This is a genomic window from Pseudomonas sp. NPDC086581 (assembly GCF_044746165.1).
Classification (GTDB): Bacteria; Pseudomonadota; Gammaproteobacteria; order Pseudomonadales; family Pseudomonadaceae; genus Pseudomonas.
In genome coordinates this window covers 39693-53919 of sequence record NZ_JBIVBR010000001.1, presented here as the reverse complement: position 1 = coordinate 53919, position 14227 = coordinate 39693, and the positions used below count along the sequence as shown (strand labels likewise).

Genomic DNA, 14227 nt, shown 5'->3' with positions numbered 1-14227 from the left:
CTCCTACAAAAGCGTGGTCCGGGACAACGCCGGATCAGCGCCCACCGCTGACATCGACGAAACCGCCGGTGCTGTAGCTGGACTCGTCCGAGGTGAGGAACAGGATCGCCCGCGCCACCTCTTCCGCCTCACCGCCCCGACCCAGGGGAATCGCCGACTGCAGACGCTCCACGCGCCCTGGCTCGCCGCCGCTGGCGTGGATTTCGGTCCGGATCAGCCCAGGTCGCACGGCGTTCACGCGGATGCCTTCGGCTGCCACTTCCTTGGCCAGGCCGATGGTCAGGCTGTCCACTGCGCCCTTGGCGGCGGCGTAGTCGATGTACTCATTGGGCGAGCCCAGGCGCGAGGCCATGGACGAGACATTGACGATGCTTCCGCCTTCGCCACCTTGCTTGCGCGCCATGCGTTTCACCGCTTCGCGGCAGCAGAGGAAGGTGCCGGTGACGTTCACCGCGAATACCCGCTGCAGGCGCGCCACGTCCATGTCCTCCAGGCGCATCTGGCGTTCCAGGATGCCGGCGTTGTTCACCAGCACATCGAGGCGGCCGAAAGCTTCGTCCACTTCGCGGAACAGCCGCAGGACGTCGTCTTCATTCGCCACGTCGGCGGCAAACGCGCGCGCCTTGCCGCCGAGTGCAGTGATTTGCGCGACGAGCGCCTCGGCCGCCTCGCGCTTACGGTGATAGTTGATCGCCACGGCGAAGCCGCGCTCGGCGGCGAGCCGCGCGGTAGCGGCGCCAATGCCGCGGCTGGCGCCGGTGATCAGCATGACCTTTTTCACGATGAAATCCTTTTTTCGAAAACGGGCTTGAAACGGATTTGGCCGTCCCTATCTATGTCCCTGCGGGAGGCCGAAGACGGGTCCCGCAGCGGAGTTCTGACCTCAGGCTCCAGATCATACCTTGCTGAAATATTCAGGAGATTCGCCATGAGCAACGTCCTTTCCCTCGCCCCGCTGTTCCGCCAGTCCGTTGGCTTCGATCGTTTCAACGATCTGTTCGAGTCCGCCCTGCGCAGTGAAAGCGGCAGTTCCTACCCGCCCTACAACGTCGAGAAGCACGGTGACGACAGCTACCGCATCGTCATCGCCGCCGCCGGCCTGCAGGAAGAAGACCTGGAACTGCAAGTGGAGCGCGGCGTGCTGACCGTCAACGGCGGCAAGCGCGAAAAGGCTTCCGAGAGCGTCACCTACCTGCACCAGGGCATCGCCCAGCGCGCCTTCAAGCTGTCGTTCCGCCTCGCCGACCACATCGAGGTCCAGGGCGCATCGCTGAAGAACGGCCTGCTCAGCGTCGAGCTGGTGCGCATCGTTCCGGAAGAAGCCAAGCCCAAGCGGATCGCCATCAACGGCCAGCAACCGGCCATCGAAGGCTAAGCAATCGCGCGGCGCCGGCCGACCGGTAGCTGCAAAGCAAAACGCCCGTCTCGCAAGAGACGGGCGTTTTCGTTCGTGCCTCGATCAGGCCTTCTGCTGATCCGGCAGCGGCGCCGAGCGATTGCGCCACCAGGCGAAGACGATGGCTGCCATCAACACGAAGCCCAGGTAACCCATGGCCGGATAGACCAGGCCCACCAGCTTGACGAAGCCGACCTGGCTGGCGATGAAGGCGAGCACCACCGCGACCACGGTCGCCACGCGGAACGGCACGCCGTAGGCGGCGCAGCGTGCGGCCAGGGTGTAGGCGAAGCCGCTGGTGGTGCAGTAAAGCTTCACCAGCAGCAGCGCCAGCATCACGTCGCCGAACCAGGGCGCGATGTTGTTGCTCAGCAGCAGGGTCGGTATGGCGCTGCCGCCGAACACCCCACCCATCGCGGCGGTGCGCAGGTTGGCCACGCTACCGCCCATCACCACCACGGCCGCCGCGGTGGCGGCGACGTTGTACGAGACATAGAGCAGCGCGCCGAGCAGCCAGTTGGGCGCCGGGTGCGGCACTGCCAGGGCGATCTGTTCCAGCTCCACCAGCGGCTTTTGAACGTGCGTCAGCGCGTAGACGGCGATGATCGCCACGATGATCATCAGCACCGGGGTGATCAGGCTCATCAGGGTGATCAACCGCTTCAGGCCCAGGCACACGGTGATGACCGTCAGCACGCCGAGGACGATGCCGCCGATGGAGTGTCCGATCCCCAGTTGTTGCTCGAACGACGAGTTGGCGCCGGCGAACATGACCACCATGGTGCCGAACAGGAAGAAGGTCAGCATCAGGTCGACGACGCGGCCCAGCGGCTTGCCACAGATGTACTCCATGGCTTCCTTGTGCGACTGGGTCTGCAGACGGCTGCCGATCTGGTAGAGGTTCATCAGCAGGAAGGCGAACAGCGCCAGCGCCACCAGCGCGCCGGCCAGGCCCATGAGGCCGAAGCCGCCGAAGAACTGGAGGATTTCCTGGCCCGAGGCGAAGCCGACGCCCACCACCAGGCCGATGTAGGCACCGCCGAGCTTGAGACTGGTTTTCATGATCGAGACTCTGTTGTTGTTATGAGAGCGGCCCGCCCGCGGCGGGGTCGAAAAGGGTCACGCCTGGCCGACGTAGGCCTGGACTTCCACCTCGACGTCCACGCCCAGCGCCAGCGCCGAAGCGACGCAGGAGCGCACCGGCAGGCCCTGGTCGAAGTAGCGCTTGTACACCTCGTTGAAGCCGGCGAAGTGCGCCATGTCGGACAGCCACACCGTGGCCTTCACCACCTGGGAGTAGTTGGCACCGCAGGCTTCCAGGCTCTCGGCGATGCGGGTCATCACCGCTTCGGTCTGGGTCTGGATGTCGCCCTTCACGACCTGGCCATCGGCGGTCATCGGAATCTGTCCGGACAGGAACAGGAAGCCGCCGGCCTTCACGGCGCGGGAGAAGGGGAAGGGCAGGGTGCTGGGGTAACGCTGGATATCGCTCATGGATTTCTCTCCGGAGAATTCAACGCAGGCGCGCCGGGCTCAGGCGCTGGGGATCGACGCCTTCCTGGCGCAGGGATTCGGGCAATGGCTGGCCGAGCAGCAGTGACTGGGCCAGGCGCGACACACCATCGGCGGACTGGATGCCGTAGCCGCCCTGGGCGGCCAGCCAGAAGAACGCCGGGTTCTGCGCGTCCTGGCCGATCACCAGGTCACCATCGGCGACGAACGAGCGCAGCCCGGCCCAGCTATGGCTCGGCCGGCGGATCGCCAGGGTGGTGTGCTCTTCGATGTGGTACACGCCAAGGGCGATATCGAGTTCCTCAGGCTGCACGTCCTGCGCTTCCACTGGGTCGGCATTGGCGGGGGAACCGAGCAACTGGCCGGCGTCCGGCTTGAAGTAGAAGCTTTCGTCGATGCCGATCACCGTCGGCCAGCGGCTGATGTCCATGCCTTCGGGCGCTGGGAAGGTGAAGGCGGTGCGGCGGCAAGGCTGCAGGCCGACCGGGCGGATGCCGCAGCGCTCGGCGACGTGATCGGCCCAGGCGCCAGCGGCGTTGACCAGTTGTGCGGCCTGGAGGGTTTCGCCCTGGCTGAGTTCGAGCGTCCACGCTTCTTCAGCGTATTCCGCCGACAGCAGCTCACGGTTGTTCCGCAGCTCGCCGCCGCGCTGGCGCAGCGCGCGCAGGTAACCCTGATGCAGGGCGTGTACGTCGAGGTCGCGGGCGTCCGGCTCGTAGAGCGCGCCGATAATGGCGTCGGCGCGCAGGACAGGGAGGAATTCCAGCGCCTGTTCGGTGCTGATGCGCTCGACGCCGGGCGTGCTTTCGGCCTGCTTGAGCAGCTCGACGTGCTCTGGGCCGCCCACGTACAGGCAGCCGCGCGGAGTGAGGATCGGGTGCTCGCTGAAACCGGCCGGCGGGTTCTCGTAGAAGGCCCGGCTGGCGCGGGTCAGCGCCTGGATCTGCGGCGTGCCGTAGGCCGCCATGAACATGGCGGCGGAGCGCCCGGTGGAGTGATAGCCGGGCTGCTCTTCGCGCTCCAGCACCAGCACTTTGTGCGTCTCGCTCAGGCGGTAGGCGAGGGAGGCGCCGGCAATGCCGGCACCGATGATGACGAAATCGAAATGGCTCACTGCATGGGCCTTCTGCAGGTTTTCTCTTATGTGAGAAATCTAAGATATGAGAATTTTTGCGCCAAAGGCAAGGCCCGGTAAACTTTCGTCGGCCCCCTCACGAGATATCCCATGAGCGAAACCGCCCAGGCACTACCCAAGCCCCAGCAACTGGATCGAGACGAAGTCGGTGCGCGCCTGCGGGCGGTTCGCAAACAGCAGAAACTGACCCTGAAACAGCTCTCCGACTTGTCTGGCGTGGCGGTTTCCACCCTGTCGAAGATGGAGCTGGCGCAGGTGGCGGTGAGCTACGACAAACTGGCCGCAGCCGCCCGGGCGCTGCAGGTGGATATTGCCCAGCTGTTCCGCCCATTGCCGTCCGTCGGCGGGCTGATAGGGCTGAAGACTTTCGTCAAGACCGGAATCGACGACGCGGCGGGCTACGACACCGGCGGCTACGAGTACTACCCCATCGCCGGCGATTTCCCGCAACGCAGCATGACGCCGCTCTACGCACGCATCTTCGCCCGCGAGATTGGCGAGTTCGATGATTACGTCCGACACCCGGGCCAGGAGTTCGCCATGGTGGTGACCGGCCGGGTGCGCATCCAGTTCGAGACGGGCGAGTCGGTCAGCATCGGGCCTCGCGAGACAGCCTATTTCGACAGCAGCGTCGGCCACCTCTATCTGAACGACGGCGAAGCCGACGAGGCGCAGGTGATGGTGGTGATGTCGGAGTTGCGGCCCGCGCAATAGCAGGCCTCAGGTCGCCTGCCGGGTATCGTTGCCGGGCAGCAGGGCGATGAAATCCTCCAGCGGCACCGGGCGGCCGAACAGGTAGCCCTGGTACAGGTGACAACCCTGGTCGGTCAGCAGCGCCAACTGTTCCGGGGTTTCCACCCCTTCGGCCACCAGTTCCAGCCCGAGGCTATGCCCCATGGCAATGATGGCGCGGACGATTTCCGCGTCGTTGCTGTTGCTGGGTGCGTCGCGCACGAAGCTCTGGTCGATCTTCAGACTATCCACCGGCAGGCGCTTGAGGTAGGTCAGCGAGGAATAGCCGGTGCCGAAGTCGTCCATGGCGAACTGCACGCCGGCTTCACGCAGGCGCTCCATGCGTGCAATGGTGTCGTCCAGTTGCTGGATCACGATGCCCTCGGTGATCTCGAGTTTCAGCAGGCTGGGCGGCAGTTTGGTCTTGTGCAGCAGGGTAAGCAGGCGCTCGACGAAGTCGCTCTGGCGGAACTGCCGGGGGCTGATGTTCACGCTGAGACTGAAGTTCTCGACATTGATGTGGCCCTCGGAGAGCAGTCGCGCGCCGGTGCGGCAGGCTTCCTCTAGTACCCACTGGCCGACCTCGACGATCAGCCCGCTGTCCTCCAGTACACGGATGAAGCTGGCCGGCGATTGCGGCCCGCGAGTCGGGTGGCGCCAGCGCAGCAGTGCCTCGGCGCCGACGATGCGCGAATCGCGGGCGTCCACCTGCGGCTGGTAGTGCAGGTTGAATTCACGGCGGGCCAGCGCCATGCGCAGGCCGTTCTCCAGGCGCAGGCGCTCGATGGCTGCCTGCTGCATGGACTCGTGGAACAGCTGCACGGTATTGCGGCCGGCGTCCTTGGCGCGGTACATGGCGATGTCAGCGCGCTTGAGCAGGTCGTCCGGGGTCGCGCCGTCATCGGGGATCAGCGCGATGCCGATGCTCGGCGTGATCTGCAAGCGGTGGCCGTCCAGCAGCATCGGCTCGGCCAGCAGGTCACGGAGTTTTTCCGCCAGCTGACGTACCTGCTGGGCGGTTTCCAGACGGCTACCCTCGATGCCCGTCAGCAGCACCACGAACTCGTCGCCGCCCAGGCGCGCTACGGTGTCTTCCTGGCGCACGCTGGCCTCCAGGCGCGCGGTGACCATCTGCAGGATGGAGTCGCCGACCGAGTGCCCGAGGGAATCGTTGATGTGCTTGAAATGGTCCAGATCCAGGAACATCAGCGCGCCGCGCAGGCTATGGCGCTGCAGTAGGGAAATCTGCTGTTTCAGGCGGTCCATCAGCAGCGCGCGGTTGGGCAGGTCGGTCAGGGCGTCGTGGTAGGCCAGGTGCTGGATGCGCGCCTCGGCCTCGCGCAGCTCGCTGGTGTCGCGGGCAGTGAGCAGCAGGCAGTCCACGCCTCCCAGTTCGATCGGCTCCACCGACACGTCCACCGTCTTGATCGTGCCGTCGCGGTGGCGGCCGCGCATTTCCAGGTGGTGGACGAAGCCGTCGCGGTTCAGCGCGGCGATCATGTTCAGGCGCTCGTCCGGGTCTGCCCAGATATTCATGCCCAGCGAGGTCTGTCCCAGGACCTCGTCCGGAGGGTAGCCGGTGAGGCGGAAGAAACCTTCGTTGACCTCTATATAACGGCCGGTCTCGCGTTCGGTGATGGTGATGGCGTCGGGGCTGGAGTGGAACGCCTTGGCGAACTTCTCCTGGCTGGCCTTGAGCGCGGCTTCGGCCTGCAGCCGGCGGGTGACGTCGCGGAAGCTGGAAAGGATGCACAGCTGGCGGTCGACCCAGATCAGCCGGCTGGCCACCATGCAGGTGATGGTCTGGCCTTCACGGGTGAGGAACTGCACCTCGACGTTCTGCAGCGAGTGGTCGCGCATGAGTTGCTCGAACAGCCGCGAGCGCTGGTGGTGGTCGGCCCAGAAAGTCACCTGGTGGGACGAGCGACCGATGATCTCCTCGGCGAGCCAGCCGAAGGTGCTGCAGAAGCTCGGGTTTACTTCGACGAACTCGCCGTCGCGCACCCGCGATACGCAGATCGGGTCCGGGCTACCCTGGAACAGGCTGGCGAACTTCTCTTCCGAGGCTTGCAGGCTGCGTTCGCGCAGGACGCGGTCGGTGATGTCGAGCAGGGTGCCGGCCATGCGCAGCGGTTTGCCATCGGCATCGCGGTACAGCCGCGCGCGGCTTTCCAGGTAGCGCACTTCGCCGGAGTCGAGCTGGGCGCGGTAGGTGAACTGGTAGTCGTTCTCCGGCCCGCGAGCGAGCCGGGCGTAGGCCTGGCGCATGCGCTGGCGGTCGGTCTTGTCGACGCAGGCGAAGAATTCGCCGAAGGGCCCGTGGAAATCCCGGTCAGGCAATTCGTGCAGAACGGCGGCGCGGGCCGAGCCGTAGAGGAGGCCGCTGGGGATGTGCCAGTCCCAGATGCCCAGCTGCGCGGAGTCCAGCGCCAGGTCCAGGCGCTCCTGGCTGTCGCGCAGGGCGCGTTCCTGGGCGCGCATGCGGGTGATGTCACGAACGGTCAGGACCAGGCAGGGGCGGCCGTCCTGTTCGATCTGGCAGCCGTAGACGCGGGCGCTGCGGACTTCGCCGGTACGGGTGATAAGGGTGACGTCGAAGCCGTCGACCTGGCGCTCGGCGGTGATCTTGTCGAGCATCCGCTGGCGTTCGTCCAGGCTGCGCCAGAGGCCGAGTTGCAGGGAGGTGCGGCCGAGGGCTTCTTCGCGGCTCCAGCCGAAGTGGTCGACGAAACTGGCATTGAGTTCGAGGAGTTTTCCGCTGTCCCGGTCGGTGATGACCATGGCATCGGGCGCGGTATGAAAGGCTTTGGCGAACTTGTCCTGTCCGTGGGAGGCGTGCGGGGGCGTGTGCGGATCGCGGCTCATGCGGCGCTCCCCCTGTGTCTGGCAGCGCCGGCCAAGGGGGGCCGGCTAACGCGAACGGGTGTGCGGACGGGCATTCGGGCCCCTTCTTCTAGTTCTGTCAGAACAATAGAGGTTAGGCCGCGACAGGCGCAAGCCCGGCCGCCTGGGCGTCGAGTAGGCGCATGAAGGCCCGTGCGGCGTTGGACAGCGTGCGCTCGGTATGCAGGATGTAGCCCAGCTGGCGGCTGAGCTGGATGTCCTGCAGTGGCAGGCGGACGACGCTGTCATCGAGCATGGTGCGCGGCAGCACGCTCCAGGCCAGGCCGATGGAGACCATCATCTTGATGGTCTCCATGTAGTTAGTGCTCATGCCGATGTTCGGCGTCAGGCCCTCGGCCTCGAACATGCGCCGCACGATGTGATGGGTGAAGGTGTTGCCGCCAGGGAATACTGCCGGGTGCCGCGCCACATCGGCGAGGAACACCGGGCCCTGCACCGACAGCGGGTGCTCGGGGGCGGCGACGAAGTCCAGCGGGTCGTCCCACACCGGCACGGCGCGCACAGGTTCGGCGGTTTCCGGAGCGAGGGTGATCACGGCCAGTTCGGCGCGGCCATGGAGAATTTCTTCGTAGGCCACTTCCGAGTCGCAGAACTGGATGTCCAGCGCCACCTGCGGGTGCGCCTTGGTGAAGGCGCGCAGCAGCGGCGGCAGGCGGTGCAGGCCGATGTGGTGGCTGGTGGCCAGGACCAGCCGGCCGCTCACTTCGCCATTCAGGTTGGTCAGGGCGCGGCGGGTATCGTCCAGCACATTGAGGATCTGGTAGGCGCGCGGCAACAGGGCGCGGCCGGATTCGGTAAGGGTCACCTCGCGTCCAACGCGGTCGAACAGACGTACTCCCAGCTGGTTCTCCAGGGCGGCTATGCGCTTGCTGATGGCCGGCTGGGTCAGGTGCAGGCGCTCGCCGGCCTCGGAAAAACTGCCGGATTCGGCGATGGCCAGGAAGGTGTTCAGGCTGGTCAGATCCATGTCGACTCCCCGCGCTCTGGAAGCGGCGCCCGACTTTTATAACGCACCGTATTCCTTGTGGGAATCCTTTGGATAAAAAATATGAATTTGAGTTATTTGACGTCTGGCCATAGCATCATCCCCACAAGCCCAAGGGGCATAGAAAGACGCTGATGAGGACTCTCTGATGGCCGGCAAGACGCTCTACGACAAACTCTGGGAAATGCACGAGGTGAAGCGCCGTGACGATGGTTCGTCGCTCATCTACATCGACCGCCATATCCTCCACGAAGTGACCTCGCCGCAGGCCTTCGAAGGCCTGCGCCTGGCCGGCCGCAAGCCGTGGCGCATCGACGCGAACATCGCTACCCCGGACCACAACGTGCCGACCACCCAGGTCGAGCGCAAGGGCGGCCTCGCGGCCATCGCCGACGAAGTGTCGCGCATCCAGGTCCAGACCCTGGACGAGAACTGCGATGACTTCGGTATCCTCGAATTCAAGATGAACGACGTCCGCCAGGGCATCGTCCATGTGGTCGGCCCGGAGCAGGGCGCGACCCTGCCGGGCATGACCGTGGTCTGCGGCGACTCGCACACCTCGACCCACGGCGCCTTCGGCGCGCTGGCCCACGGCATTGGCACTTCCGAGGTAGAGCACGTGCTCGCGACCCAGTGCCTGGTCGCCAAGAAGATGAAGAACATGCAGGTTCGCGTGGAAGGCAAATTGCCCTTCGGCGTGACCGCTAAGGACATCGTCCTCGCGGTGATCGGCAAGATCGGTACTGCGGGCGGCAACGGTCATGCCCTTGAATTCGCCGGCAGCGCCATCCGCGACCTGTCCATGGAAGGCCGCATGACCATCTGTAACATGTCCATCGAGGCGGGCGCTCGCGTCGGCATGGTGGCGTGCGACGAGAAGACCGTCGAATACGTGAAGGGCCGCCCGTTCTCGCCGCAAGGCAGCGACTGGGACAAGGCCGTGGAAGCCTGGAGCGACCTGATTTCCGACGCCGATGCGCACTTCGACACCATCGTCGAGCTGCGTGCCGAGGACATCAAGCCGCAGGTCAGCTGGGGCACTTCCCCGGAGATGGTCCTCGCGGTAGACCAGAACGTGCCGGACCCGGCGGCCGAAGCCGATGCGGTCAAGCGCGACTCCATCGTCCGCGCTCTGAAGTACATGGGGCTGAACGCCAACCAGGCGATCACCGATATTCAGCTGGACCGCGTATTCATCGGCTCCTGCACCAACTCGCGCATCGAAGACCTGCGCGCCGCCGCCGCCGTGGCCAAGGGCCGCAAGGTCGCTGCCACCGTGAAGCAGGCGCTGGTCGTGCCGGGTTCGGGCCTGGTGAAGGCCCAGGCTGAACAGGAAGGCCTGGACAAGATCTTCATCGAAGCCGGCTTCGAATGGCGTGAACCGGGCTGCTCCATGTGCCTGGCGATGAACCCGGACCGCCTGGAGAGCGGCGAGCACTGCGCCTCCACCTCCAACCGCAACTTCGAAGGCCGCCAGGGCGCCGGTGGTCGTACCCACCTGGTGAGTCCGGCGATGGCCGCCGCGGCTGCCGTGACCGGTCGTTTCATCGACGTTCGTGAATTGATGCAGGCCTGAGGAGACCGAACATGAAAGCCTTTACCCAGCACACCGGTCTCGTCGCGCCGCTCGACCGCGCCAACGTCGACACCGATCAGATCATTCCCAAGCAATTCCTCAAGTCGATCAAGCGCACCGGCTTCGGCCCGAACCTGTTCGACGAGTGGCGCTACCTCGACGTGGGCCAGCCGAACCAGGACAACTCCAAGCGTCCGGTGAACAAGGACTTCGTCCTCAACTTCCCGCGCTTCCAGGGCGCCAGCGTGCTGCTGGCCCGCGAGAACTTCGGTTGCGGCTCCTCCCGCGAGCACGCGCCGTGGGCGCTGGACGAGTACGGCTTCCGCACCGTGATCGCGCCGAGCTTCGCCGACATCTTCTTCAACAACAGCTTCAAGAACGGCCTGCTGCCGATCATCCTGAAGGACGAAGAAGTCGACGAGCTGTTCCAGCAGTGCGAAGCCACCGAGGGCTACCAGCTGACCGTCGACCTCGCCGCGCAGACCGTGACGCGCCCGGACGGCAAGCAGTACAGCTTCGAAGTGGACGCGTTCCGCAAGCACTGCCTGCTCAACGGCCTGGACGACATCGGCCTGACCCTGCAGGACGCCGAGGCCATCCGCCGTTTCGAAACCGGCTACAAGCAGAACCAGCCCTGGTTGTTCCGCGACGCCTGAGCGGCGTCGCACCATCGCGTCAAGGAGAGCAGCATGACCGAGAGTCGTCACGAGCAAGTGGTCCAGCGCCAGTTCGGCGCTCAGGCCAACGCTTACCTGACCAGTGCCGTACACGCGCAGGGTGAGGAGTTCGCGCTGCTGCGCGAGGCCGTGGCGGCTGACGCCGGTTCGCGCGTGCTCGACCTTGGTTGTGGTGCCGGGCATGTGAGCTTCCAGATCGCCGAGTTTTGCGGGGAAGTGATCGCTTACGACCTCTCCCAGCAGATGCTGGACGTAGTGGCTTCGTCTGCCGCCGAGCGTGGCCTCGACAATATTCGTACGCGGCAGGGCGTTGCCGAGCGTTTGCCGTTCGGGGATGGCGAGTTCGACTTCGTCTTCAGCCGTTATTCCGCGCACCACTGGCGGGATGTCGGCCAGGCGCTGCGCGAAGTGCGCCGCGTGCTCAAGCCGGGCGGCGTGGCCTGCTTCATCGATGTCGCGGCGCCGGGCTTGCCTCTGCTGGACACCTATCTGCAGACTGTCGAGGTCCTGCGCGACACCAGCCACGTGCGTGACTACTCCCCGTCGGAGTGGGCACGTCTGGTCGGCGAAGCCGGCCTGGCGGTGACTGCGCAGAAACGTCAGCGCCTGCGCCTGGAGTTCACTTCCTGGGTCGAGCGCATGCGTACTCCCGAGGTGATGCGCCAGGCCATTCGTGCCCTGCAGCTTTCGATGGGCGACGAGGTGCGTGAGTATTTCGAGATCGATGCCGAGGGTTCCTTCAGCACCGACGTGCTGGTGCTCTGGGCCGAGCGCTGATTTCAGTTTTTTGATCGCTCCGGGTGGCCTGCGCCGCCCGGGGCGTTACGTTTTTTGCCAAGCGACTTTCTAAAGTGAGCAGAGAGATGAGCAAACAGATTCTGGTTCTCCCCGGCGACGGTATCGGCCCGGAAATCATGGCCGAGGCGGTCAAGGTACTGGAGCTGGCCAACGACAAGTTCGCCCTGGGCTTCGAGCTGACCGAAGACGTGATCGGCGGCGCCGCTATCGACAAGCACGGCGTACCGCTGGCTGACGAGACCCTGGAGCGCGCGCGCAACTCCGACGCTGTACTGCTGGGCGCCGTGGGCGGCCCGAAGTGGGACAAGATCGAGCGTGACATCCGCCCCGAGCGCGGCCTGCTGAAGATCCGCTCCCAACTGGGTCTGTTCGGCAACCTGCGCCCGGCCATCCTCTACCCGCAACTGGCCGATGCCTCCAGCCTGAAGCCCGAAGTGGTCGCCGGCCTGGACATCCTCATCGTCCGCGAGCTGACCGGCGGCATCTATTTCGGCCAACCGCGCGAGCAGCGCGTGCTTGAGAACGGCGAGCGCCAGGCGTACGACACCCTGCCGTACAGCGAAAGCGAAATCCGTCGCATCGCTCGCGTCGGCTTCGACATGGCCCGCGTGCGCAACAAGAAGCTGTGCTCGGTGGACAAGGCCAACGTCCTGGCCTCCAGCCAGCTGTGGCGCGAAGTGGTCGAGGAAGTCGCCAAGGACTACCCGGACATCGAGCTGTCGCACATGTACGTCGACAACGCCGCCATGCAGCTGGTCCGCGCGCCGAAGCAGTTCGACGTGATGGTCACCGACAACATGTTCGGCGACATCCTGTCGGATGAGGCTTCCATGCTCACCGGCTCCATCGGCATGCTGCCTTCTGCCTCGTTGGATTCGAACAATAAGGGCATGTACGAGCCTTGCCACGGTTCCGCGCCGGATATCGCCGGCAAGGGCATCGCCAACCCGCTGGCGACCATCCTCTCGGTCTCGATGATGCTGCGTTACACCTTCAACGAAGGCGCCGCCGCTGACGCCATCGAGAAGGCCGTGAGCCTGGTACTCGACCAGGGCCTGCGTACCGGTGACATCTGGTCCGAAGGCTGCACCAAGGTCGGTACCCGCGAAATGGGCGACGCGGTAGTCGCAGCACTGCGGAATCTGTAATCTGTCCGGCTCGCTCGTTCCCGCGCCCCTGTAGGAAAGCGGGAACGACGGCCCTCTAAATATTTGAAGGTGTAGTAGCGATGAAGCGTGTAGGTCTGATCGGTTGGCGTGGCATGGTGGGTTCGGTGCTCATGCAGCGGATGCTGGAAGAGCGGGACTTCGACCTGATCGAGCCGGTGTTCTTCACCACCTCCAACGTGGGTGGCGAAGGTCCGTCCATTGGCAAGGACATTGCCCCCCTGAAGGACGCCTACAGCATCGAGGAACTGAAAACCCTCGACGTCATCCTGACCTGCCAGGGCGGCGACTACACCAGCGAAGTCTTCCCCAAGCTGCGCGAAGCGGGCTGGCAGGGCTACTGGATCGACGCTGCCTCCAGCCTGCGCATGCAGGATGACGCAGTGATCGTCCTCGACCCGGTGAACCGCAAGGTCATCGACAACTCGCTGGACGCCGGCACCAAGAACTACATCGGCGGCAACTGCACCGTCAGCCTGATGCTGATGGCCTTGGGCGGCCTGTTCGAAGCCGGCCTGGTCGAGTGGATGAGCGCCATGACCTATCAGGCGGCCTCGGGCGCCGGCGCGCAGAACATGCGCGAGCTGATCAAGCAGATGGGCGCCATCAACGCTTCCGTCGCCGATGACCTGGCCAACCCGTCCAGCGCCATCCTCGACATCGACCGCAAGGTCGCCGAAGCCATTCGCAGCGACGCCATGCCCACCGAAAACTTCGGTGCGCCGCTGGCTGGCAGCCTGATCCCGTGGATCGACAAGGAACTGCCCAACGGCCAGAGCCGCGAAGAGTGGAAAGGCCAGGCAGAGACCAACAAGATCCTCGGCCGCTTCAAGAACCCGATCCCGGTGGATGGCATCTGCGTACGCATTGGCGCCATGCGCTGCCACAGCCAGGCGCTGACCATCAAGCTGAACAAGGATGTACCCATCGCGGACATCGAAGGCCTGATCAGCCAGCACAATCCCTGGGTCAAGCTGATCCCCAACCAGCGCGAGATCAGCATGCGCGAACTGACTCCGGCGGCCGTCACCGGCACCCTGAGCGTTCCGGTCGGCCGTCTGCGCAAGCTCAACATGGGCACTCAGTTCCTGGGCGCCTTCACCGTGGGCGACCAGCTGCTGTGGGGCGCCGCCGAACCGCTGCGCCGCATGCTGCGTATCCTGCTCGAGCGTTGATTCGCTCCTGAGTGTGAATCCCACGACGCCGGCCTGAGCCGGCGTCGTGCTTTGTGGCGCACGAGAAGTTCCCAGCGTGTAGGTGAACCGCCGCACAAAAACGCCAGTCCGTTTGACTGCCGGCTCTTTGGCGCCAGTTTCTGTGACGCACCCGCAAATGCCACCGGGAAC

Annotated in this window: 13 protein-coding genes; 7 read left to right on the top strand and 6 right to left on the bottom strand. The window is 65.1% G+C overall.

Annotated features, from left to right (window positions below):
• Positions 1–34 precede the first annotated feature (34 nt).
• Positions 35–781, bottom strand: a complete 747-nt coding sequence (locus tag ACIPK7_RS00230) for an SDR family oxidoreductase (protein WP_401084296.1) — start codon at positions 779–781, stop codon at positions 35–37.
• A gap of 147 nt (positions 782–928) precedes the next feature.
• On the opposite strand from ACIPK7_RS00230, the gene ACIPK7_RS00225 reads away from it, so the two are divergent.
• Entirely contained in the window at positions 929–1375 is a 447-nt protein-coding gene (locus ACIPK7_RS00225) for an Hsp20 family protein (protein WP_192430235.1), read from the top strand.
• A gap of 84 nt (positions 1376–1459) precedes the next feature.
• On the opposite strand, the gene ACIPK7_RS00220 is transcribed toward ACIPK7_RS00225, so the two are convergent.
• From ACIPK7_RS00220 to ACIPK7_RS00210, 3 genes are read right to left on the bottom strand one after another with little or no spacing between them, the layout of a single operon-like run.
• On the bottom strand, positions 1460–2458 hold the full coding sequence (locus ACIPK7_RS00220) for a hypothetical protein (protein WP_401084293.1): 999 nt from the start codon (positions 2456–2458) through the stop codon (positions 1460–1462).
• A 57-nt stretch (positions 2459–2515) separates the two neighbouring features.
• A complete protein-coding gene (locus tag ACIPK7_RS00215) occupies positions 2516–2890 on the bottom strand; it encodes a RidA family protein (RefSeq protein ID WP_192430233.1) in 375 nt (124 codons plus the stop codon).
• A gap of 19 nt (positions 2891–2909) precedes the next feature.
• Entirely contained in the window at positions 2910–4022 is a 1113-nt protein-coding gene (locus ACIPK7_RS00210) for an NAD(P)/FAD-dependent oxidoreductase (RefSeq protein ID WP_401084290.1), read from the bottom strand.
• Between the two features lie 111 nt (positions 4023–4133).
• Between ACIPK7_RS00210 and ACIPK7_RS00205 the strand changes: the two genes are divergently transcribed.
• The gene (locus ACIPK7_RS00205) at positions 4134–4757 is read left to right on the top strand and encodes a helix-turn-helix domain-containing protein (protein WP_401084287.1); all 624 of its coding nucleotides are present in this window, start codon (positions 4134–4136) and stop codon (positions 4755–4757) included.
• Between the two features lie 6 nt (positions 4758–4763).
• Here ACIPK7_RS00205 and ACIPK7_RS00200 read toward each other — a convergent pair whose 3' ends face one another.
• Positions 4764–7640: an EAL domain-containing protein gene (locus ACIPK7_RS00200; protein ID WP_401084284.1), complete on the bottom strand. Its 2877-nt coding sequence runs from the start codon at positions 7638–7640 to the stop codon at positions 4764–4766.
• Positions 7641–7752: 112 nt separating this feature from the next.
• Positions 7753–8646, bottom strand: coding sequence for a LysR family transcriptional regulator (locus ACIPK7_RS00195; RefSeq protein WP_024766911.1), 894 nt, complete (start codon positions 8644–8646; stop codon positions 7753–7755).
• Between the two features lie 166 nt (positions 8647–8812).
• Here ACIPK7_RS00195 and leuC point away from each other — a divergent pair, with 166 nt between their 5' ends.
• The 5 genes from leuC (at position 8813) to asd (ending at position 14056) form a co-directional block, all read left to right on the top strand.
• Positions 8813–10240 carry a 3-isopropylmalate dehydratase large subunit gene (gene leuC, locus ACIPK7_RS00190; RefSeq protein ID WP_401084281.1) on the top strand — a complete coding sequence of 476 codons (1428 nt, stop codon included), beginning with the start codon at positions 8813–8815 and terminating at the stop codon, positions 10238–10240.
• A gap of 11 nt (positions 10241–10251) precedes the next feature.
• Positions 10252–10896: a 3-isopropylmalate dehydratase small subunit gene (leuD, locus tag ACIPK7_RS00185; RefSeq protein WP_401084278.1), complete on the top strand. Its 645-nt coding sequence runs from the start codon at positions 10252–10254 to the stop codon at positions 10894–10896.
• 33 nt (positions 10897–10929) lie between these two features.
• Positions 10930–11694 carry a class I SAM-dependent methyltransferase gene (locus tag ACIPK7_RS00180; RefSeq protein WP_401084275.1) on the top strand — a complete coding sequence of 255 codons (765 nt, stop codon included), beginning with the start codon at positions 10930–10932 and terminating at the stop codon, positions 11692–11694.
• Between the two features lie 86 nt (positions 11695–11780).
• A complete protein-coding gene (gene leuB / locus ACIPK7_RS00175; RefSeq protein ID WP_024766915.1) occupies positions 11781–12863 on the top strand; it encodes a 3-isopropylmalate dehydrogenase in 1083 nt (360 codons plus the stop codon).
• 80 nt (positions 12864–12943) lie between these two features.
• Entirely contained in the window at positions 12944–14056 is a 1113-nt protein-coding gene (gene asd, locus ACIPK7_RS00170) for an aspartate-semialdehyde dehydrogenase (RefSeq protein ID WP_138215011.1), read from the top strand.
• Positions 14057–14227 lie beyond the last annotated feature (171 nt).

Coding starts and splice junctions, on each gene's coding strand:
- ACIPK7_RS00225 (WP_192430235.1), top strand. CDS start 929: ATGAGCAACGTCCTTTCCCTCGCCCCGCTGTTCCGCCAGTCCGTTGGC.
- ACIPK7_RS00220 (WP_401084293.1), bottom strand. CDS start 2,458: ATGAAAACCAGTCTCAAGCTCGGCGGTGCCTACATCGGCCTGGTGGTG.
- ACIPK7_RS00215 (WP_192430233.1), bottom strand. CDS start 2,890: ATGAGCGATATCCAGCGTTACCCCAGCACCCTGCCCTTCCCCTTCTCC.
- ACIPK7_RS00205 (WP_401084287.1), top strand. CDS start 4,134: ATGAGCGAAACCGCCCAGGCACTACCCAAGCCCCAGCAACTGGATCGA.
- ACIPK7_RS00200 (WP_401084284.1), bottom strand. CDS start 7,640: ATGAGCCGCGATCCGCACACGCCCCCGCACGCCTCCCACGGACAGGAC.
- ACIPK7_RS00195 (WP_024766911.1), bottom strand. CDS start 8,646: ATGGATCTGACCAGCCTGAACACCTTCCTGGCCATCGCCGAATCCGGC.
- leuC (WP_401084281.1), top strand. CDS start 8,813: ATGGCCGGCAAGACGCTCTACGACAAACTCTGGGAAATGCACGAGGTG.
- leuD (WP_401084278.1), top strand. CDS start 10,252: ATGAAAGCCTTTACCCAGCACACCGGTCTCGTCGCGCCGCTCGACCGC.
- ACIPK7_RS00180 (WP_401084275.1), top strand. CDS start 10,930: ATGACCGAGAGTCGTCACGAGCAAGTGGTCCAGCGCCAGTTCGGCGCT.
- leuB (WP_024766915.1), top strand. CDS start 11,781: ATGAGCAAACAGATTCTGGTTCTCCCCGGCGACGGTATCGGCCCGGAA.
- asd (WP_138215011.1), top strand. CDS start 12,944: ATGAAGCGTGTAGGTCTGATCGGTTGGCGTGGCATGGTGGGTTCGGTG.